The organism is Providencia sp. PROV122, assembly GCF_028482365.1.
GTDB classification, from domain to species: domain Bacteria; phylum Pseudomonadota; class Gammaproteobacteria; order Enterobacterales; family Enterobacteriaceae; genus Providencia; species Providencia stuartii.
Genome location: NZ_JAMPQI010000013.1, coordinates 17,913 through 38,798 on the forward strand (window position 1 = coordinate 17,913; position 20,886 = coordinate 38,798).

The window sequence follows — 20,886 nt, forward strand, 5'->3', positions numbered from 1 at the left end:
CACGGATGTTAGTTATGAAACAAACAGCAGCAACGACACGGTATAACCATTTTTTACCGTCACATTTAGCACTATTAAAAAGCCCGCCATCTTACCTAGCCTTAACAACGGCCATCATTATCAGTATTGGCATTTTATTTGCGATTATTTGGTCATATATCGGTAAATTAGATATTCAAGCGACGACACAAGGCCGATTGGTCGTTTCCGGGCGAACACAAGTTATTCAAGCCTTTGAGCTTAGCCGCTTACAACATATTTATGTGGCTGATGGACAACACGTCAAACAAGGCGACCCATTATTAAGTGTTAATGTCTTAGGGATCAATCAAGATATTCATAATCTTAATTATCAAATTCATTTTCAACAAATTGAAAAATGGGTACATCATGCGTTATTAAATCAAATTTCCCCTGAGCTCACTCCGGAGTTTGCTAAATTATTACCTACAGAGCAGCAACGCCTTTTAGAAAGCTATCAAAGCTTAAAAAATGAATATGATGCGTTACTCAATGAGATTGATAATGAAATAACATTGAATAGAACTCATTATTCGGCAAGAGAGCGTGAATTAAAAGACGTTAATACTTTGATCATCAATATACAAAAACGCCTTGATGCCCATCGGGTATTAAATAATCAGCAACTGATTAGCCAAAAAGAGTTTTTGGAGCAAGAGCGTGAACTGTTAATGGCGAAAAAAGAGAAAACCTCAAAATTATCCGAGCTAGCGATCCTCAATAGTCAACATTCCGCACTACATGAAAAACGTCACCGACTACAGACACAGAAAACCCAAGAGTGGTATGAAAAATATCGCCAAGCTGAATTTAAATTAGTTTCAGCGGAGCAGGAATTACTAAAAAACCAAGAAAGAGAGCAGTTAAAAATTATTCGTTCCCCTGTAGATGGTACAGTACAACAACTCGCGACCTATACTTTAGGTGCCGTATTACAGCCAGCTCAACAATTGATGGTGGTTGTGCCCAATAATGACGTGCAATTAGCCGAAGTCAAAATTCTCAATAAAGACATTGGATTTATTCGTGAAGGGCAATTAGCAACGGTCAAAATAGATGCTTTCCCCTACACACGCTATGGCACTATCGATGGTGAAGTCATTTCGATTTCTAGAGATAGCACCCAAGACGAGCAATTAGGTTTGGTTTTTTTAGGACAAATAGGTTTAAAGAAAAAGAGCCTATTGGTTGAAGGCAATCACATCGAATTAACCCCCGGTCTATCGGTCACTGCCGAAATTAAAACCGAAAAACGTCGCGTCATCGATTATTTACTTAGCCCTATTCAAGAATATACCACCACCGCCATGAGGGAAAAATAATCCATGACTGTGACTGAAACAAATTATGGTTTAGAGGCTTTAGTGTGGGTGGCAAACCATTATCAAAAAAATGTCACTAAAGACCAATTAATGCATGCTATTGGCATGAGCTCTGATTCACCGACCGACTGGGAGCTTAGAGAATGTGCCCACATTATAGGCTATGAAAGTGAGCTTGATGATTTAGACAAACGGCAAATCGCTAACCTTCCCCTTCCTGCACTAATTCGTATTCACGATGTTTGGTGGGTGCTGGCAAACAATCATGAGGGGGTATTAGTGTTAATTCACCCCACACAAGGTGAGCTTTGTCTGTGGCATGAACATAATACAGAGGTAAATAGCCGCTTTGCCGTGTTATTAATCAAAGAACAATTTGAAGCCGAGCAAAAAAGAAAGTTTGGTATTAGCTGGTTTATCCCTTCAATATTACGTCAGCGCACCCAATTAAAGAATGTCTTTATCCTTGCAGCTGTCGTGCAACTTTTTGCCTTAGTTAGCCCATTATTATTTCAAAATGTCATTGATAAGGTACTTGTTGGACGTAGTTTAAATAGCCTTCATGTCTTGGCAATAGGCATTATTAGTATTGCCTTTGCAGAGCCGCTTTATAGTTTTCTTCGGAATAAAATTTTTAGCCATACCAGTACACAAATTGGCGCTGAATTATCAGGAAAACTCTATCGGCACCTAATGGCACTACCATTGGGCTATTTTAAGCGGCGCCCTACAGGGAAAATTATCGCTCGAATTCGTGAAATGGCCCATATCCGCCAGTTTTTAACTGGCTCTACCTTGATGCTATTTATCGATTTACTCTTTGTTAGCCTTTTTATTGCCATTTTGTTTACCTATAGCGCCATTATGTCATGGCTTCTCATTGGCTCTTTGGTCATCTTTTTTATTTTATGGATGATACTCGGCCCCATTATTCGGCAACAAACAGAGAAGTCCTATCAAGCCGATGAAAATGGGCTAACCTTCTTAACAGAGGCTGTCACAGGGATTGAAACGATTAAAACGACAGCAACTGAAACCTATTTTTATCGTCGCTGGCAAAAGTTACTCAGTAAACAACTTATTCAAGGTTTTAAAGTCACCTTGCGTAGTGAGGTCGCCTCACAGCTAATGGCTCTCGTCAGTAAAATTACCACAGCGCTGTTGCTTTGGGTGGGTGTCAAAGAGGTGATGAATGGGGGGATCACCCCCGGTGAATTGGTTGCCTACAATATGTTAAGCGCTCATGTCACTCAACCTGTACTTCGATTAGCGCAAATATGGCAAGATTTTCAGCATACCATTATCTCTCTTCGCCGTGTGGGGGATATTTTGGATGAGCCTATTGAAAATGAACGAAAAGGCATTGTCAGTTCGGCATCTATTCAAGGCCGTATTGAGTTCCAAAATATTCGTTTTCGTTATCAACCCGAAGCCCCAGAAGTGCTGAGCCATCTTTCATTATCCGTTAAAGCGGGAGAGTTTATCGGTATTACTGGGCCTTCAGGCTCTGGAAAAAGTACCTTAACGAAACTACTGCAACGGTTATATATTCCACAACATGGTCAAGTGATTGTCGATGGGATGGATCTTGCGGTTAGCGATACGGTTGCTCTGCGTCGCCGCATGAGTGTCGTACTTCAAGAAAGTATGTTGTTTGTCGGTACTATTGAAGAAAACATTCGTTTGAGTAAACCACAAGCCAATCATGATGACGTTGTGGAAGCGGCTAAACTTGCAGGCGCCTATGACTTTATTATGTCACTTCCTGAGCAGTTTAACTCCCCTCTGTCAGAGCGTGGACTGAATCTTTCGGGAGGGCAGCGCCAGCGTATCGCACTCGCTAGAGCGTTACTGACAAAACCGGATATTTTGATTTTGGATGAAGCTACCTCGGCATTAGACTATGAATCCGAAGCCGCCATCATGGCGAATATGCCTTTAATCACACAAGGACGGACAGTGATCAGTATTGCGCACCGTTTGAATACTATCATGCATGCGGATCGCATTTGTGTGATTTGCGACGGTAAGGTGGCTGAAATGGATAACCATCAAAATTTGCTTCAGCAAAATGGGTTATATGCACATTTATGGCGGCAGCAAACTCAATAATAGTACTGTCAAAGCACCAGCTGCGCTCGGCTGGTGCTTTTTCCAACAAACAGCTCTTTTTTTTACTATCAATAACTTTCGCTCGACATGCGCTATGGTACAAGGGAGTCAGCTAGGGTATTATTGCGCGCTGGATTATTGGTATACGCCCTTTAGCAGTAAAAATATATGGCAAAAGAACAAACTGATCGCACCACCCTTGATTTGTTCGCTGAGGAACGCAGGCCTGGGCGACCTAAAACAAGTCCGCTGTCGCGGGATGAACAATTAAGAATCAACAAACGTAATCAACTTAAGCGTGATAAGGTCAAAGGACTACGCCGCGTTGAATTAAAACTTAATGAAGATGCTGTCACGATATTGAATCAATTGGCGAATGAAAAAAACATGAGCCGTAGTGAGTTGATAGAAGAGATGTTAATGTCACAGCTAGCGCTAGTCTATGAGCCTTCTGGTCAATAGTTTCGTCTTCATAAACCACACAAATTCGACAGATTTATTCACGCTTTTTCGCCAAAATAGGGTCAAAATTCTAGGTACTTTAGTTCAAATTTAGCCCTATCTGGCTTTAGTAAACCAGATTGGAAAAACAAGAGGTTATTCACTTTATGGCAGTCATAGGCATTTTCTTCGGTAGTGACACTGGTAATACAGAAAATATTGCCAAGATGATCCAAAAGAGATTAGGCAACGAGAACGCGGAAGTTCATGATATTGCAAAGTGCAGTAAAGAAGATATTGAAGCATTCGATATTCTGCTTCTCGGTATCCCAACTTGGTACTATGGTGAAGCCCAATGTGATTGGGATGACTTCTTCCCAACACTCGAAGAAATTGACTTTGAAGGTAAACTTGTTGCTTTATTCGGCTGTGGCGACCAAGAAGACTATGCGGAGTACTTCTGTGATGCGATGGGAACCATTCGCGATATTATCGAGCCACGCGGTGCAGTGATCGTCGGTCATTGGCCAACTGATGGCTACCATTTTGAAGCATCTAAAGGAATGGCGGATGATAACCACTTTATCGGCCTTGCTATTGATGAAGATCGCCAGCCGGAACTCACCGAAGAACGTGTTGATGCATGGGTACAGCAAATTTCAGAAGAGATGTCTTTGTCTGAAATTTTAGGCTAATCGACTAATTAGAAATAGGCTTATTAATACTATTATAATAATGCGACAAAGCATGGTTTCTATTTTTTATTTCCATGCCTATAATTGTAAATCAGTTTAGAAGACAACTGAATTTATGTTAAAAACGTCTCATTATTGTTAAATTTATGATTTAAGATACAGGACAAACCCGCATGACAGACAACAATAAAGCATTGAAGAATGCTGGACTCAAAGTCACTCTTCCAAGATTAAAAATATTGGAAGTACTTCAGGAGCCTGAGTGCCATCACGTCAGTGCGGAAGATCTCTACAAAAAGCTGATTGATATGGGCGAAGAGATCGGTCTGGCTACAGTTTACCGCGTATTAAACCAGTTTGATGATGCAGGTATCGTGACACGTCATAACTTTGAAGGCGGTAAATCCGTTTTTGAGCTGACTCAACAGCACCATCATGACCACTTAATCTGCCTAGACTGTGGAAAAGTCATCGAGTTCTCTGACAAATCCATCGAAGAGCGCCAGACCAATATCGCTGCACGCCACGGTATTAAACTATCTAACCACAGTTTGTATCTTTATGGTCACTGTGCTGATGGCGATTGCCGTGAAAATGCGGATGCACACGATCCAAAAGAGTAATTACCGTAAATCTTTGCCTTTAACTGACTATAGATAGTTTTTAAAAAGGCTGTGGGATTTGAGTCCAGTACTCACTGGGCTCTAGCCTTCCCCACTTCATATTAATGCCTTACTTATCCTGTTTTGAGATCTTTCAAGAACCTAACGAGTCCCCTTCAATCCTTTGTCAGCTGAGTAAAGATTAAGTCGTATGGTTGATAGGGTTCTGATACCCAAGCTCGGCGGGTAATAGAACGTGATTATTGTATGGTGACGATAAAACCGTGAGGGAGCCTCTTCATTCGCTCCCTCACCACATACCCGTTATTTTTGAGTCACGATTTCTACACGACTCGCCCTCGCACCGTCTGGACTTTTCGCTCTTATTTTGACGTTCCCATTGACTTTGGGTGGGTTATCCGCCGAATAAACCTGCCAGTTATCGCTATCTGCCAATGCATACTCGATAATTAAGCTAGGGTAACTGATATTCGCCAGTAGCACACCGTTTTCAATTTTTGCACCAGGAACAGGGATACGGTAGGCAACTCCGGCTCTATCTAAGCGGCGAAGCTCTTTTTGCCCTACGATAGTCGCAAAACGGTTCCAATCATCTGCTAATTTTTGCTGTGAAACATATTGGGTTTTACCACCAATATATTCACGCCCTGATTGATAATCATTTTCCCATTGCGCCTTATGCCACGCTCTTTCTGCCAGCGGCAAAATGCGAGGGAATAACATGTATTCGACCTTATCATCCGTTCTGACGGCTTCACTCCACAATTGCCCTGAAAGACCATATACGCCCGGCCAAGGCTTGTCGCTTTTCGCACTGAAAGGATTCCCATCTCTATCCACTGAGGTTTCAGCATTTTGAGGGAGGTTATTCGGAGCAAAAGCAAAGACTTTTTGTTCATCACTCGCGCGTGTTGCCCAGTAGTAACCACTTTCACTTGGGTTAACTTCATAAGGCATATCAAAATAGACATAGTCTGGGTTGGAGATAACCACTTGGTAGCCTTTGTTTGCCCAATCATTTGCCGAGTCAAAGCCTCCCCAATAGAGAGTATCCCAGAAATTAACGCGAACATTGTCAGTGGCGAAATCTTTCGCACTCGAAGCGTCTTTTAAACCATCCTGCCATGCTTGCATTGTTGTAACGCCTTTTTGTTGCAAACTTTTACTCACCTGTTTAGCAAAATGGCTGGAAAGATGGTCAAAATCGCTGACATCCCCTTGCTGAATTAAAGCCTGACATGCTTTCGATTTTGCCCATGGCTTATCTTCTCGCTGTTTATCAATAATACCTTTGCCCGGCTCAATAGGGCCGCGTTTATCTTGGAAGCCTGCACCTAAGCGAATATTTTTCGCCTCATCACCACCAAAATGCCATGTTTTCAGTGGAACACCTGCTTCATCGTGCATCTGCATCACTTCACTGACGACTTTATTGACAAAGTTCTGTGATGAATCTAAGCAAGGGTTTAAATAACTGCGCTTATCATAAAACTGTACCGATGTGGTTATTGAAGTATCTGATGGGTCAACTAAGCGGTACTCATTTGCCCCTTGTTCATCGCCCGCCGCGCTTAACTTATTATAACGCGCCTCCATAGCAACAACGGCTGCACGTGCATGGGCTGGCATATCAATTTCAGGGATCACCTCAATGTTGCGATCTTTGGCATAACGTAAAATTTCAATATAGTCATCACGCGTGAAATAGCCGCTCCCCATATTATTATTGTCAGCCCCCGACCCGAGTTGCGGCAATAAACATTTTTGCTCAGTTAAATCATGGCAACGCTGACTTCCCACTTCCGTTAATTCAGGTAAACCGGGGATCTCTATCCGCCAGCCTTCATCGTCTGTTAAATGAAAATGGAATTTATTTAATTTATAGCGTGACATCTGGTCAATTAATCGCATCACCACCTGTTTACTGTGGAAATTTCGTCCAACGTCTAAAAAGACCCCACGATATTCCATACGTGGTTTATCATTCACGACCATTGCTGCCACTTTCGGTGTGTCACCTTCAGTTACCGCTGACAATAATGAACCTACACCATAAAATAACCCTACACGGTCATAACCAATAATTTCGGCTCGTTGCGGTGTGATCACTAATTTGTAAGCACCACTCACTTGATCTTCAGTAGAAAATTGCTTAGGTGCGATTTTCCCTTCAATGGGGAACCCGTGACTATTTTGTTTTAGCTTGCTCAGTTGTAAGTGTTGTTCAATAACAGCTAACTCACCTTTCGTTAGCCCATTTAGTTGTAATTTAACGCCTTTACTCAGATCAACATCCTCTGACTGCAAACTGATATCAAATGGAGTAGGTAAGATTTGCCCTCGCAATTGCTGCTCAGATAACGGTTTCATCGCTAAGTTTTTTTGATAGCGGTTTTCTGGTGTCATTAATAGATTGTTATCGGCGTCGGTTCGTTTCCAATTTTTCAGTTCAAAGGGGGTAACAAAGGTTGTTGGATCTTGAGTATCAGTGCTCTTAAGGTTGCGTGGGGATGCATCTCCCGATGTCGCGTACCACCTAGGCATAAAGTCTGAATAACTAACCTGCCAATATTCTCCCGTTAGCGGTAATACCACTTTTTCGTGGGCTTTAATCCCTTTAAATTGCTCTGTTGGTGTAATTTTATGAAGGTCGCCTGTAATATGTGTGATCTTAAATTGCGGGTTATCTTGTTTTAGAATCTGTCTAATACTATGAAAATAAAGCGCCCAATCGTTGGATTCAATCGCAGTATCGCCATTTGTTAAGGTAATATCGACACGGTTACATGCAGCCCAATCGGCACCCAGTGCAGCACAGTGAGTACCATGCTCACCAGCTTGGTTATCAAGCACATTTATTTTCACATCTATATCACTTAATGCATCGACGACTTGAGCCGATGATTGTTCAGCATTTACTGCGGTAGAAAAAAGTGTTGCTGATATGAATAATGCTAAAGGACTTAAATAATTCTTTTTCATTGTGACCTCAATATTAAATTCAAAATCAACCACTGCTATTTTATTTTTTAATAGCAGTGACCGCGCTATTAAAAAATAGTAAATGGCATCATGACCATAAACTTAATATCTTTTTCATCTTGAAATATATTGCCGAACCCACCACCATAGCTTGGAATATCTGTATGGTTGTCATATTTAGTAAAATGTAATTTAAATAAGGTATCTTTCGCCTTACCTGTCTGAACGGTATATAAAATATCAACGTTCCAAGCCGTTTCTTTTAATTTTACATCTTGAGCATATTGTGTATTCGTGCTGGGTTTAGCATCCCATCCATAAATATATGATGTTCCTACTTTCCAACCAGCAAGATCCCATTTAGCTAAATCGTACATCACCCCCGCAAAGAGCGCTTTTTCATTATTCGCGTTATAATCGGAGCGCCCATCCCACCAAATATCTAATCGCCCATTTGATGTCGCATACCCCGGGGTCATACGCTGTAAAAAATAGCCCTGATTCCCCTTTGCCTTCACATAAGTGCCTTCTAATCGAAAATCAAACTGATCATAGGTATAGCCAAACGTCACGGCTTGCAAGAACGCCAATCCATCGTAAACATCATTAATGCCACCATTGGTTACCTTATCTTTTGCTCCATAAAATTGATAAGACATCCGCAGGTCACGTGTGGCCACAGGAACAGCATAAGAGGCCTTCGCAAAGTACTGGTCCATATAGCCTTTTGCTTGCCCATAAGCCGCCTCTAAAACAAGGTTATTTTTAAAATCATATTTAAAACCAAGGGATTGCAAATAACTGATCCCTGTTTGACCATCCGCTTCACGGAAGTTATACATATCGCGATACCAAGGCGCTTTATAACGGTCTGTCCACATATATGACAGGCTCAAGGCCCCTTGTTGTGCGAAATCAAATACCCCACCGATTTCGAAACCCCGATAAGTTCCGGGCATATAGCTCCAGTGAGAAGCTAATAGTGTTTGTCCTGTTGGTTGGATATAACCGCCTCTGCCCCAAAACGGACCATATTGCATTTTAGCCGCTGCTTTATAAACGCTGACACCACTTCGATCACCGGTCCATTTTTCATCCCAACGCGTTTTTGCATCACTAAAACCAATTTCATTAGGCGCCGCTGGGCCACTATTGGATAATTCTATGGCTGTAAATGCGGCTAAATCTAAACCGATGACATCCTGAAAATAACCTGAAGAATAATCAAGGCTGGCATTCACGGTTGAATGTTTAAGGTTGTCGACATATTTCTTATATTTATCGCTTTCTGGATTTAACTCTTTCCTCGAACGGTCACGTTGCCAATAATACAAACCACCTTTAAGGGTTGAATCATCTAAAAATTGCTCAGAAAAACTTATTGGTTGATAACTAATAGGAAGGAGTGCTATTCCTATTTTAAGCACGAGTATTCCCCTGCCACGATTGACATTTTTATTAACCATTCGATGTTTCCTCAGTTTTTTATATTATTTTTCAGTGATAAATTTCAGTAGCCGCCCGTTAAGTAATGATTAGTTTTGATAAACAAAATACGAGTACCTACTTAGCCTATTTTTCGCAACGCGAATTATCAAGGCTAAAAATATATTTATTCCTAAAATATGAGCCAAGACACATTAATTTTTCTATTCATTCACAGTACTAATTATTCGAGTTTATGGTGTTTCTCGAATTAATATCCTGAATTTAGGATAAAATGCAGGCAAAACACTATGGACAGAATGGGCATTTTGGACTTATTTCAACATAAAAAATAACTACATTTGAATGTAATCGTTTCATTCAAACTTGCTAAGTTGATTCATAACTGCTTTAGTTGATGAATAGTTTTTCACTCATAAACAGATCAAGTGAATGATTTTAGTGAGGGAAAATAAGGCGATTCAATAAGAGAAATAAGAGGGATCCGTCACACGTGAATATAGAGAAAAGTCAGCAGGAAGGTTGGCGTACACTACTCACCGGTAAGAATCTCTGTTTAACACTTGCCTTATCGGGGGGAATTTGCCTCCATGCGATTAATGTTTATATCACCATTACCACATTACCTTCCGTTGTACGGGATATCGGCGGCATTAACTTCTATGCTTGGAATACCACACTGTTTATTCTGTCTTCGATTATTTTGTCCGCCCTTACCTCACGGATCCTCAATTATTTTGGCCCCAAAAAAAGTTATGGGCTGGCGACGTTGATTTTTCTTGTAGGATCCGTTATCTGCGCTATCACCCCCTCAATGCCAGTGATGCTCCTTGGCAGAGTGATCCAAGGGGCTGGTGGCGGGATTTTACTCACCTTATCTTACTCAATGGTACACATTGTATTTCCTCAACATTTATGGTCGAGAGTGTTAGCGATGATGTCGAGTATGTGGGGAATGGCAACATTACTAGGGCCAGCACTGGGTGGCGTATTTGCAGAGTACGATATATGGCGAGGAGCATTTTGGTGTCTGGTCGTAGTCGGTATCCCTTATTTATGGCTGACTTGGCGGATTTTGCCGGCAAAAAATCCCCATGAAAACTGCCCTCAACAGCCGATTCCATTACAGGCCCTTTTACTGCTTTCTTGCGCCGTGCTCGCCATCTCTCTAGGCAGTTTAAGTCAAGACAAATTTATCCCTATTGGAGGGATGTTTATTGCCGTTTTACTGTGTGCTCGATTAATGGTTATTGAGCGTCGTGGTCATAATACGCTTTTCCCTTCGGGAACATTTCGCTTTTCTGCACAATTAGCGCCTATTTACCTCACGATGGCATTGTTGGGTCTAAGTGTACAAACAGAGGTTTTTGTTCCCTATTTTTTACAGATATTGCATGGTGTGGCTCCCTTGTTATCAGGCTATTTAGCGGCCCTAGTCGGTGCAGGTTGGTCAAGTGCCGCCATTGCTTCCTCATCACTAAAGCCGACGGTTGCCGTGCGAATTATTCGTTTCGCTCCACTATTCACACTGGTAGGCCTAACCACTCTTGCATTGTTCATAACAAAAATTATTGCTATTGAAGCATTTCAGGTATGGATTATTTGTATTGGTCTATTTATCACTGGCGCAAGTATTGGTGCAGCATGGCCACATTTGCTCACGCGAGTATTGCAAGTTTCGGCTGGAAGTGAATCTCAAAAAGCGTCGTCGGCAATTACGACCTTACAACTATTTTCCACTGCTTTTGGTGCCTCTTTGGCAGGTATGATCGCTAACCTTGCAGGGCTTTCTTCACCTGGAGGGATTGAAGGTGCGCAATCGGCATCAATATGGCTCTTTATACTCTTTTCCTTAGTACCTTGCTTTGCGCTAATTACCGCTAATATTGTCGCCAATAGGGTGGATTTATCTGCGAAAAGCTGCGAATAGAGGGTCATTCCCCCTATTCGCTAATTTTAGTGTGGGTTAGTATTTTTCAAAAAGTGCCTGAATACGTTTAGGATCTTTGGTTTCAGTCAAGGCTAATTGAAGTAAAACACGTGCTTTTTGCGGGTTTAAGCGCTCTGAAGCTACAAAGCCATATAAGTTATCATCCACTTCAGCGTTACGAGTCGTGTAGCCTGTTGGTACACGGCTGGCACGAACGACAACCACATCCTCTTTAGCGGCAGTGGCTAATGCATCAAAAACCGTTTTATACATGTTGCCATTCCCAACCCCCGCACTCACTATTCCCTCAACTCCCTCATCACGTAACGCTTTCACTGGGGCAGCAGAGGCATTAGCATAGTTATAGACAATGCCAACTTGAGGTAATTTGTCTAATTTACTGACATCAAAGGCTGCTTTATTATCTCTAGGCTCTGCTGGTTTATAAAAAGTCACTTTGCCATCATGGATAAAACCTTGTGGGCCTGCATTTACTGCCTCAAACGCTTGCACTTCGGTTGTGTTCATCTTAACGACATCACGCCCTTGGATCACTTTATCATTCATTGCCATTAAGACACCGCGATCCCCCGCTGATTTATCCGTCGCTACCACCACCGCATTATATAGGTTGAGAGGGCCATCAGCCCCCAGTGCAGTCGATGGTCTCATTGCGCCAACCAATACAATAGGTTTTTGACATGATGTTGTTAAATCGAGGAAAAAGGCAGTTTCTTCTAACGTGTCTGTACCATGAGTGATCACAAATCCATCTGTTTTATCACACTCTTGGTTGATTTTTTTCGCTAACGTTAACCAGACTTGGTCATTCATATCTTGGGAGCCAATATTGACGACTTGCTCGCCATTAAGATTCGCTATTTTTTTGATTTCAGGCACTGCATTGATGAGTGCATCAATACCGACCTTTCCGGCTTGGTAGCTTGAAGATGTTGCTGATTCACCACCTCCTGCTATCGTTCCTCCGGTGGCTAATACGGTAATATTTGGTAGTGCAAAAACGGATGTACTTGCCAATGAGAGCGCTGTCGCCAGTAATATTTTATGACTCTGTTTCATCCTATAACCTCTCTTTAAATAAACTACCGTTATTATGTAGATTTGAAACTGCATTTCCGTGATACCGATAATTATTTTAGGCAAAATAGTGGGGATTAGGATAATTTTGCGTGAGGTGTGTAACAAAAATCCGTATCATAGCCCCCTATAATTCTCCCTATTGATAAGTAACAAAATCATGAGCCAAACATTTATTCCTGGCAAAGATGCCGCCCTTGAAGTTTCCATCGACGCATTTCAAACAAAATTGAAAAAGCTCGGTTTTGATATTGAAGAAGCCTCATGGCTGAATCCTGTTCCTAATGTTTGGTCAGTCCATATTCGAGACAAAGCATGCCCTCTGTGCTTTACGAACGGCAAAGGCGCGAGCAAAAAGGCCGCTTTAGCTTCTGCGCTCGGTGAATATTTCGAGCGTTTATCAACTAACTATTTCTTTGCCGATTTCTATTTAGGAAAATCGATCGCTGAAGGTGATTTTGTTCATTATCCCAATGAAAAATGGTTTCCTCTTACCGAAGACGATAGCTTACCGGAAGGTATTTTAGACACTCGCTTACGTGAATTTTACGATCCTGATAATGCCTTGGCAGGCAGTCAGTTGATCGATTTACAATCGGGTAATGAAGAGCGTGGTATCTGTGCACTGCCTTTTACTCGCCAATCCGATAACCAAACGGTTTATATTCCTATGAATATTGTCGGCAACTTATATGTCTCTAATGGTATGTCGGCAGGCAACACGGCAAATGAAGCGCGTGTTCAAGGCTTATCTGAAGTCTTTGAACGTTTTGTGAAAAACCGCATTATTGCTGAACGAATCAGCTTGCCTACCATCCCAAATGAGATCATGGCTCGCTATCCTAATGTGGTTGAAGCCGTTGCCACACTTGAAAAAGAAGGCTTCCCTATTTTCTGTTATGACGCCTCTCTTGGTGGTCAATTCCCAGTCATTTGCGTGGTGCTATTTAACCCACAAAATGGAACCTGTTTTGCCTCTTTTGGTGCCCACCCTGATTTTGGTGTTGCTTTAGAGCGTACCGTAACAGAACTCTTGCAAGGCCGTAGCCTTAAAGATCTTGATGTGTTTAATGCACCGACATTCGATGATGAGGAAGTGGCTGAGCAGACTAACCTAGAGACCCATTTTATCGACTCTAGTGGTCTTATTAGCTGGGATCTCTTTAAAGACGATGCCGATTACCCTTTCGTCGATTGGAATTTTAAAGGCACAACACAAGAAGAATTTGCAACACTTATGGGTATTTTTAATCAGCTCGGCGCCGAGGTTTATATTGCTGATTATCACCACTTAGGGGTTTATGCCTGCCGTATTTTAGTGCCGGGTATGTCTGATATTTATCCTGTCGAAGACTTGCATATTGCCAACAATGCGATGGGGGCACATTTACGTCATACCATTATCACGCTGCCTGATAGCCAATGGGAAAAGCAAGATTATCTGGCATTAATAGCGCAATTGGACGATGAAGGCCTCGATGATTTCACGCGTGTACGAGAGCTACTTGGCCTTGCCGTAGGTAAAGATAATGGCTGGAGTAACTTGCGTATTGGTGAGTTAAAATCCATGCTGGCGCTAGCAGGTGGTGACCTAGATCAGGCATTAGCCTGGGTAGAATGGACACAAGACTTTAATAGCTCCGTTTTTACCGCTGAACGAGCTAACTATTATCGTTGTTTGCATACCCTGCTACTACTGAGCCAAGAAGAACAACGTGATGCGTCACAATATTATAGCGCTTTTGTCCGTATGTATGGGCAAGAGACCGTCGATGCGGCATCCGCTGCTATTGCTGGCGAATCTTGTTTCTATGGTTTGTGGTCCATCGATGATGAATTAACTGCGCTTCCAGCTCACCAAGCGCTACTTGCAGCCTATGAAAAACTGCAAAAAGCAAAACGTGAACATGCCTAATTGTTTTCTAACTCATCATTTTTAGATAGTGGCCTTCGGGCCATTATCTTTATATAAGTTAAATTAATTAAAATCACCGCTCATTTTGCAATATTTAAATAACAAATCACCGGTTTTATTTACCTATATTCCCTGAGCAAAGTCAGAATATAAAAATTTTTAATAAAATTTAAAAAATATTTAATTTATAAAAATCAATTAGATAAATCGAAATTTAACCATTTTTCAACAATTTACGTCGATTTCTTACGATGGTTCATGATCCATATCAAATTTCTTAGTTATGCCGTTTGTTACTATGATTGCGTGCTATAATTAATCAACTTAGTAAGAGAGTGTTAGTATGAAAGCTGACAACCCTTTTAATCTTTTGCCTCCCGCTGTAATGGCTCAAGTTGCAGATGACTCTGGTGTTTACAAAGCCAATAAACATCCAGCAATAACATACTTGTCAGCATTCACTGCCGGTATCTTTATCTCAATCGCATTCGTTTTTTATATTACTGCGACCACTGGCGCACAAGCCGCTCCTTTTGGTTTTACGAAACTTATCGGTGGTGTCTGTTTCTCTCTTGGGTTGATGCTCGTGGTTATTTGCGGTGCAGATCTATTTACATCCACGGTGTTGACCATTGTGTCAAAAGCTACAGGGCGGATCACTTGGGGGCAAATGTTCCTAAATTGGTTTAACGTCTATGTTGGCAACCTTATCGGCGCGCTCTTCTTTGTTGCTTTGATTTGGTTTGCTGGTCAATATACCGCGGCAAATGGTCAATGGGGGCTTAATGTCCTACAAACCGCAGACCATAAACTGCACCATACATTTATTGAGGCTGTTTGTTTAGGTATTTTAGCTAACTTAATGGTTTGTCTCGCTGTTTGGATGAGCTATTCAGGTCGTAGCCTAGCCGATAAGCTTTTGGTGCTTGTGCTCCCTGTCGCCATGTTCGTTGCGAGTGGCTTTGAACATAGCATTGCAAACATGTTTATGATCCCATTAGGTATCATGATCAAAGAGTTTGCTCCAGCTGAATTCTGGACTCAAATTGGCGTTTCACCAGAACACTTTTCTCAACTCAGTGTTAGCAACTTTGTTACAGACAACCTAATACCCGTTACTATCGGCAATATCATTGGCGGCGCACTTTTAGTCGGCCTAATTTACTGGTTCATGCATTTACGTGGTGGTCAAAAACATTAATAGCCACTACTTTCACGAAAAGATTTATTAAGATCCTTAAAAGATCCATTGTTAAAAGGTAAAAGTATCATGTCAGAATTAAATGAAAAATTCGCTTTAGCATGGCAAGGTTTTAACCAAGGTAACTGGAAAGAAAACGTTGATGTGCGTGACTTCATCCAGAAAAACTACACTCCATATGAAGGTGATGAATCTTTCTTAGCAGGCTCTACCCCAGCAACAGATGCGCTGTGGGAAAAAGTCATGGAAGGAATCAAAATCGAAAACCGTACTCATGCCCCCGTTGATTTTGACACTGATGTTGCATCAACGATCACTTCCCATGATGCGGGTTACATCGCCAAAGATTTAGAACAAATCGTTGGCCTGCAAACTGATGCACCTCTAAAACGTGGACTTATCCCATTCGGTGGGATCAAAATGGTGGAAAATTCATGTAAAGCCTATGATCGCACTTTAGATCCTAGCCTGAAAAAAATCTTTACTGAATACCGCAAAACCCATAACCAAGGCGTTTTCGATGTTTACACTCCAGACATCCTAAAATGCCGTAAATCAGGTATCTTAACCGGTCTGCCTGACGCATATGGTCGTGGTCGTATCATCGGTGACTACCGTCGTGTTGCTCTGTACGGTATTGATTTCCTGATGAAAGACAAATTTAATCAGTTCACTTCACTGCAAGAAAGATTAGAGAACGGTGAAGACCTGCAAATGACCATTCAATTGCGCGAAGAAATTGCTGAACAGCACCGTGCATTAGGCCAAATCAAAGAAATGGCTGCAAAATATGGTTATGACATTTCAGGTCCTGCGACTAACGCTAAAGAAGCGGTTCAGTGGACTTACTTCGCTTACCTAGCGGCAGTGAAATCACAAAACGGCGCAGCAATGTCATTTGGTCGTGTTTCAACCTTCTTAGACATTTATATCCAACGTGACCTTGAAGCTGGTAAACTGACAGAGCAAGAAGCACAAGAGCTGATTGACCACTTAGTCATGAAGCTACGTATGGTTCGTTTCCTACGTACTCCTGAATACGATGAGCTGTTCTCTGGTGACCCAATTTGGGCAACAGAATCTCTGGCAGGTATGGGTCTTGATGGCCGTACACTGGTGACTAAAAACACCTTCCGTTTCTTAAATACACTGTATACCATGGGCCCTTCTCCAGAGCCTAACATGACTATCCTGTGGTCAGAGAAACTGCCAATTAGCTTCAAAAAATTCGCTGCAAAAGTCTCTATCGATACTTCATCAGTTCAGTATGAAAACGATGACTTAATGCGCCCAGATTTCAACAACGATGACTATGCTATCGCATGTTGCGTCAGCCCAATGGTAGTTGGTAAACAAATGCAGTTCTTTGGTGCTCGCGCTAACTTAGCGAAAACCATGCTGTATACCATCAATGGTGGTATTGATGAAAAACTGAAAATGCAAGTAGGTCCTAAACACGCTCCTATCATGGACGAAGTACTTGACTTCGATACTGTGATGGATCGTATGGATCACTTTATGGATTGGTTAGCAACTCAGTATGTCACTGCATTGAATATCATTCACTATATGCATGACAAATACAGCTATGAAGCGGCTCTGATGGCACTGCATGACCGTGACGTTTACCGCACAATGGCTTGTGGTATCGCAGGTCTATCTGTCGCTGCTGACTCACTGTCTGCAATTAAATATGCGAAAGTAAAACCAATTCGTGACGAAGACGGCATTGCAATTGACTTTGAAATCGAAGGTGAATACCCACAATTTGGTAACAACGACCCTCGCGTCGATGATATTGCTTGTGACTTAGTTGAACGTTTCATGAAGAAAATTCAGAAACTGCCGACTTACCGCAATGCAGTACCAACTCAATCTATCCTGACAATCACTTCTAACGTGGTTTATGGTAAGAAAACAGGTAACACACCAGATGGTCGTCGTGCTGGCGCACCATTCGGACCAGGTGCAAACCCAATGCACGGACGTGACCAAAAAGGTGCTGTGGCTTCACTGACTTCTGTCGCTAAACTGCCATTTGCTTACGCGAAAGATGGTATCTCTTATACCTTCTCTATCGTACCAAATGCATTAGGTAAAGATGATGAGGTTCGTAAAGCGAACTTAGCCGGTCTAATGGATGGTTACTTCCACCATGAAGCTTCTATCGAAGGCGGTCAGCACCTGAACGTCAACGTAATGAACCGTGAAATGCTGTTGGATGCGATGGAAAACCCAGAGAAGTATCCTCAGTTAACTATCCGTGTTTCTGGTTATGCAGTGCGCTTTAACTCACTGACTAAAGAACAACAGCAAGACGTTATTACTCGTACTTTCACAAGTTCAATGTAATAATTAGGTTAATAAGTCAATTAAAATAACTAAAAAGCCCCAGCCTTATGGGGCTTTTTTAGAACTAAACCTGAATACTTTAAGTCAATTACCCACTAATAACGATATATTTAAGTATAACAGGTATTTTTGGAGTTCCTGCTATGTCGACAACAACCAATATTATCCCAACCGCTGATTTAAGCACCACTGCGCCTCCTGCGACGCTGGGACGTATCCATTCCTTTGAATCTTGTGGTACTGTTGATGGCCCTGGTATTCGCTTTATTGTCTTTTTTCAAGGCTGCTTAATGCGCTGCTTATATTGTCATAACCGTGATACTTGGGACACCCATACCGGTAAGATGGTTACCGTCGAAGAGTTAATGAAAGAAGCTGTTACTTATCGGCACTTTATGAATGCCACAGGTGGTGGCGTAACAGCATCGGGCGGCGAAGCGATTTTACAAGCTGAATTTGTTCGTGATTGGTTCCGTGCATGTAAAGCGCAAAATATCCATACTTGCCTTGATACAAACGGCTTTGTACGTCGCTATGATCCCGTGATTGATGAGCTAATGGAGGTGACCGATCTTGTTATGCTCGATTTAAAACAGCTCAACGATGATATTCACCAAACATTGGTCGGCGTTTCTAATCACCGGACACTCGAGTTCGCTCGTTATCTTGCCAAACGTAACCAAAAAACTTGGGTGCGTTATGTCGTTGTTCCCGGCTGGAGTGATGATGACCACTCTGTTCATCTGCTCGGCGAATTTACCAAGGATATGAAAAACATCGAGAAAATCGAATTGCTCCCCTACCATGAGTTAGGCAAACATAAATGGGAAACCATGGGCGAGGAGTATAAACTCGATGGCGTTAAGCCCCCTTCAAAAGAGATCATGGAACGTGTCAAAAGCATCCTTGAAAGCTACGGCCACAAGGTCATGTATTAAACACCCTAATGGCTCTACACTCATGTAGAGCCATTATCATTTATTGTGTTTTAAACAGCATACCAATAGCTGAGGCAAACATGATCAAAGCGGTTCCTCGAAAAATCACTCTCTGCGATTTCGTACTCGATAAAAATTTACTTGCCTTCTTTGCACTAAAGATAAATATCATGCCAACTAAAAGTAATATTAATAACGTAGTTGGAACTAATACTGTGCTCCAAATCGTTATAGTCATTTCATTTAAAGAAATGACTAACGGTAATATTGCCATATAAAAAGCGATTGTTTTTGGATTACTTAATGTAATGGCAAGACCGGAAACACTCACAATAGCTAACTGCTTTTTTGATATAGCACCTACAGTATTTAATGGTTGGGCATCGTGGCGCCAAAAGACATAAGCTAACCAAAATAAATACAGTGCAGCAAACCAATAAATTAAATTAAAGATCGCGGCTAAGTGGTCAGCAACGAATACTAGGCCGAATATCGCAAAAGAGAGATAAATAATATCCCCTAAAATTAATCCACTCAGTAGTGCAAACCCCATTGTTACGCCACCCTTCAAGGTACGTGCGACGACTGCGGTCATTCCGGGCCCTGGAATAACGGCAGCAATCGCCAATGCACTCGCATAAGAGAGCAATTGTGTTATGCTTATCATATGATTAACCTACAGTAGAATGGCGAGATATAACGCTTATTTAAATAATGATAAATTACCGGTTAATTTATTGATGCTATTTTTATTCCCTACTAAACCAATAGCTGCTAATTGAATTTCTTGATCTAGAGTGTTAGTTAATTTTTGAGTGTAGTCATCATAACTTTTACAAGACTGAGCAATTAAACTAAAAGGTAATATATAAATATCTTCATGCTCTGCTATTTCTTTTTGAATTTGCTTTATTCGCTCAGGCGAGCTTTTTAATATAGGTAATGATGCACTGATTACCCCAGGATAATAAATATTATCTGCACTCATTAAATCATTCCCTATTAATTGGGTAATTTTGTTGCCTATCCCTACACCAATGATACTTGCAGCATTCATAGCAAGCCCTAATGCTAGATCTTGATTGACGATGATGGCACAACGATGAATAGATGCATCAAATTGCATAAAATCCCCTTTTCATAATTTTTGATAACATAAGGTTCTTCTGGTCGTGAACTGTAACAATTATGTCATCAATAAATAGAAATTTGCTGCCTATCTTATCTGTAGTAAAGTAGCTAAAAGAAGAAAATTACCTATTTATAAATATATTCCGAAAGGAAATACCCGCTATGGCAATAGATAAGACAGAAATCAAGATTCTTAAACTCCTTCAAGACGATGCACGTATTACAAATCAAGTACTCGCTGATAAAGTCGGTATGTCAGCATCCCCTTGCTGGCGACGCGTCCGTAAATTAGAAGACGATGATGTGATCCAAGGCTATCGAGCTATTCTTAACCGCAAAAAAATTGGTTTAGGTGTTATGGTTTTTGTGCGTGTCACTATCGACAGCCATAGTGAAACGGAAGCAAAGAAATTTGAACAAGAAGTCAGTGAGTTAGAAAATGTTGTTTCATGCTACAGCATCGGGGGAGATGCCGACTTTTTATTACAAGTGGTTTCCCATGATTTAGATTCCTATGCCGATTTCGCGATGTCTGTGATCCGACGGCTTCCTGGTATTAAAGAAATGCAAAGTATGTTCGTGCTTAAAGAGATCAAACCCTTAGTTTCTTATCCTGTAACAACCGTTAATAGTGAAGCATAATAACCAGCAACGTATCAGTGGGTTGTAAAAAAAACGC

16 protein-coding genes are annotated in these 20,886 nt (G+C 41.5%); 11 read left to right on the forward strand and 5 right to left on the reverse strand.

Annotated features, from left to right (window positions below):
• Positions 1 to 14: 14 nt before the first annotated feature.
• The 5 genes from PSE69_RS10930 to fur all read left to right on the forward strand — a co-directional run bounded on the left by PSE69_RS10930 (position 15) and on the right by fur (position 5,214).
• Positions 15 to 1,343, forward strand: coding sequence for an HlyD family type I secretion periplasmic adaptor subunit (locus tag PSE69_RS10930; protein WP_040132960.1), 1,329 nt, complete (start codon positions 15 to 17; stop codon positions 1,341 to 1,343).
• A gap of 3 nt (positions 1,344 to 1,346) precedes the next feature.
• Positions 1,347 to 3,455 carry a type I secretion system permease/ATPase gene (locus tag PSE69_RS10935; protein ID WP_272675230.1) on the forward strand — a complete coding sequence of 703 codons (2,109 nt, stop codon included), beginning with the start codon at positions 1,347 to 1,349 and terminating at the stop codon, positions 3,453 to 3,455.
• Between the two features lie 168 nt (positions 3,456 to 3,623).
• The gene (ybfE, locus tag PSE69_RS10940) at positions 3,624 to 3,917 is read left to right on the forward strand and encodes a LexA regulated protein (RefSeq protein ID WP_004918124.1); all 294 of its coding nucleotides are present in this window, start codon (positions 3,624 to 3,626) and stop codon (positions 3,915 to 3,917) included.
• A 146-nt stretch (positions 3,918 to 4,063) separates the two neighbouring features.
• Positions 4,064 to 4,591 (forward strand): flavodoxin FldA, encoded by a 528-nt coding sequence (gene fldA / locus PSE69_RS10945; protein ID WP_014657842.1) that lies wholly within the window; start codon positions 4,064 to 4,066, stop codon positions 4,589 to 4,591.
• Positions 4,592 to 4,764: 173 nt separating this feature from the next.
• Positions 4,765 to 5,214: a ferric iron uptake transcriptional regulator gene (gene fur / locus PSE69_RS10950; RefSeq protein ID WP_004918120.1), complete on the forward strand. Its 450-nt coding sequence runs from the start codon at positions 4,765 to 4,767 to the stop codon at positions 5,212 to 5,214.
• A 303-nt stretch (positions 5,215 to 5,517) separates the two neighbouring features.
• Here fur and PSE69_RS10955 read toward each other — a convergent pair whose 3' ends face one another.
• Positions 5,518 to 8,196, reverse strand: coding sequence for a beta-N-acetylhexosaminidase (locus PSE69_RS10955; protein ID WP_196715524.1), 2,679 nt, complete (start codon positions 8,194 to 8,196; stop codon positions 5,518 to 5,520).
• Between the two features lie 68 nt (positions 8,197 to 8,264).
• Complete coding sequence (gene chiP, locus PSE69_RS10960) at positions 8,265 to 9,662, reverse strand: chitoporin ChiP (protein ID WP_004918116.1); 1,398 nt, start codon at positions 9,660 to 9,662, stop codon at positions 8,265 to 8,267.
• A 473-nt stretch (positions 9,663 to 10,135) separates the two neighbouring features.
• Between chiP and PSE69_RS10965 the strand changes: the two genes are divergently transcribed.
• Complete coding sequence (locus PSE69_RS10965; protein WP_004918113.1) at positions 10,136 to 11,572, forward strand: MFS transporter; 1,437 nt, start codon at positions 10,136 to 10,138, stop codon at positions 11,570 to 11,572.
• Positions 11,573 to 11,608: 36 nt separating this feature from the next.
• Here the strand turns inward: PSE69_RS10965 and ansB are convergent, their stop codons facing one another.
• The gene (ansB, locus tag PSE69_RS10970; RefSeq protein ID WP_014657840.1) at positions 11,609 to 12,652 is read right to left on the reverse strand and encodes an L-asparaginase 2; all 1,044 of its coding nucleotides are present in this window, start codon (positions 12,650 to 12,652) and stop codon (positions 11,609 to 11,611) included.
• A 178-nt stretch (positions 12,653 to 12,830) separates the two neighbouring features.
• Here ansB and ycaO point away from each other — a divergent pair, with 178 nt between their 5' ends.
• The 4 genes from ycaO (at position 12,831) to pflA (ending at position 19,076) form a co-directional block, all read left to right on the forward strand.
• A complete protein-coding gene (gene ycaO, locus PSE69_RS10975; protein ID WP_004918110.1) occupies positions 12,831 to 14,585 on the forward strand; it encodes a 30S ribosomal protein S12 methylthiotransferase accessory factor YcaO in 1,755 nt (584 codons plus the stop codon).
• A 343-nt stretch (positions 14,586 to 14,928) separates the two neighbouring features.
• Positions 14,929 to 15,786 carry a formate transporter FocA gene (gene focA / locus PSE69_RS10980; protein ID WP_004918108.1) on the forward strand — a complete coding sequence of 286 codons (858 nt, stop codon included), beginning with the start codon at positions 14,929 to 14,931 and terminating at the stop codon, positions 15,784 to 15,786.
• A gap of 69 nt (positions 15,787 to 15,855) precedes the next feature.
• Positions 15,856 to 18,138, forward strand: a complete 2,283-nt coding sequence (gene pflB, locus PSE69_RS10985; RefSeq protein ID WP_004918106.1) for a formate C-acetyltransferase — start codon at positions 15,856 to 15,858, stop codon at positions 18,136 to 18,138.
• A 143-nt stretch (positions 18,139 to 18,281) separates the two neighbouring features.
• On the forward strand, positions 18,282 to 19,076 hold the full coding sequence (gene pflA / locus PSE69_RS10990) for a pyruvate formate lyase 1-activating protein (RefSeq protein ID WP_014657838.1): 795 nt from the start codon (positions 18,282 to 18,284) through the stop codon (positions 19,074 to 19,076).
• A 40-nt stretch (positions 19,077 to 19,116) separates the two neighbouring features.
• Here pflA and PSE69_RS10995 read toward each other — a convergent pair whose 3' ends face one another.
• Both PSE69_RS10995 and PSE69_RS11000 read right to left on the reverse strand, forming a co-directional pair.
• A complete protein-coding gene (locus PSE69_RS10995) occupies positions 19,117 to 19,743 on the reverse strand; it encodes a LysE family translocator (RefSeq protein ID WP_272675231.1) in 627 nt (208 codons plus the stop codon).
• A 36-nt stretch (positions 19,744 to 19,779) separates the two neighbouring features.
• Positions 19,780 to 20,202, reverse strand: a complete 423-nt coding sequence (locus tag PSE69_RS11000; RefSeq protein ID WP_004918101.1) for a DUF2000 domain-containing protein — start codon at positions 20,200 to 20,202, stop codon at positions 19,780 to 19,782.
• Between the two features lie 167 nt (positions 20,203 to 20,369).
• Here PSE69_RS11000 and PSE69_RS11005 point away from each other — a divergent pair, with 167 nt between their 5' ends.
• Positions 20,370 to 20,849, forward strand: a complete 480-nt coding sequence (locus tag PSE69_RS11005; RefSeq protein WP_004918098.1) for an Lrp/AsnC family transcriptional regulator — start codon at positions 20,370 to 20,372, stop codon at positions 20,847 to 20,849.
• The last annotated feature ends 37 nt before the right edge of the window (positions 20,850 to 20,886 follow it).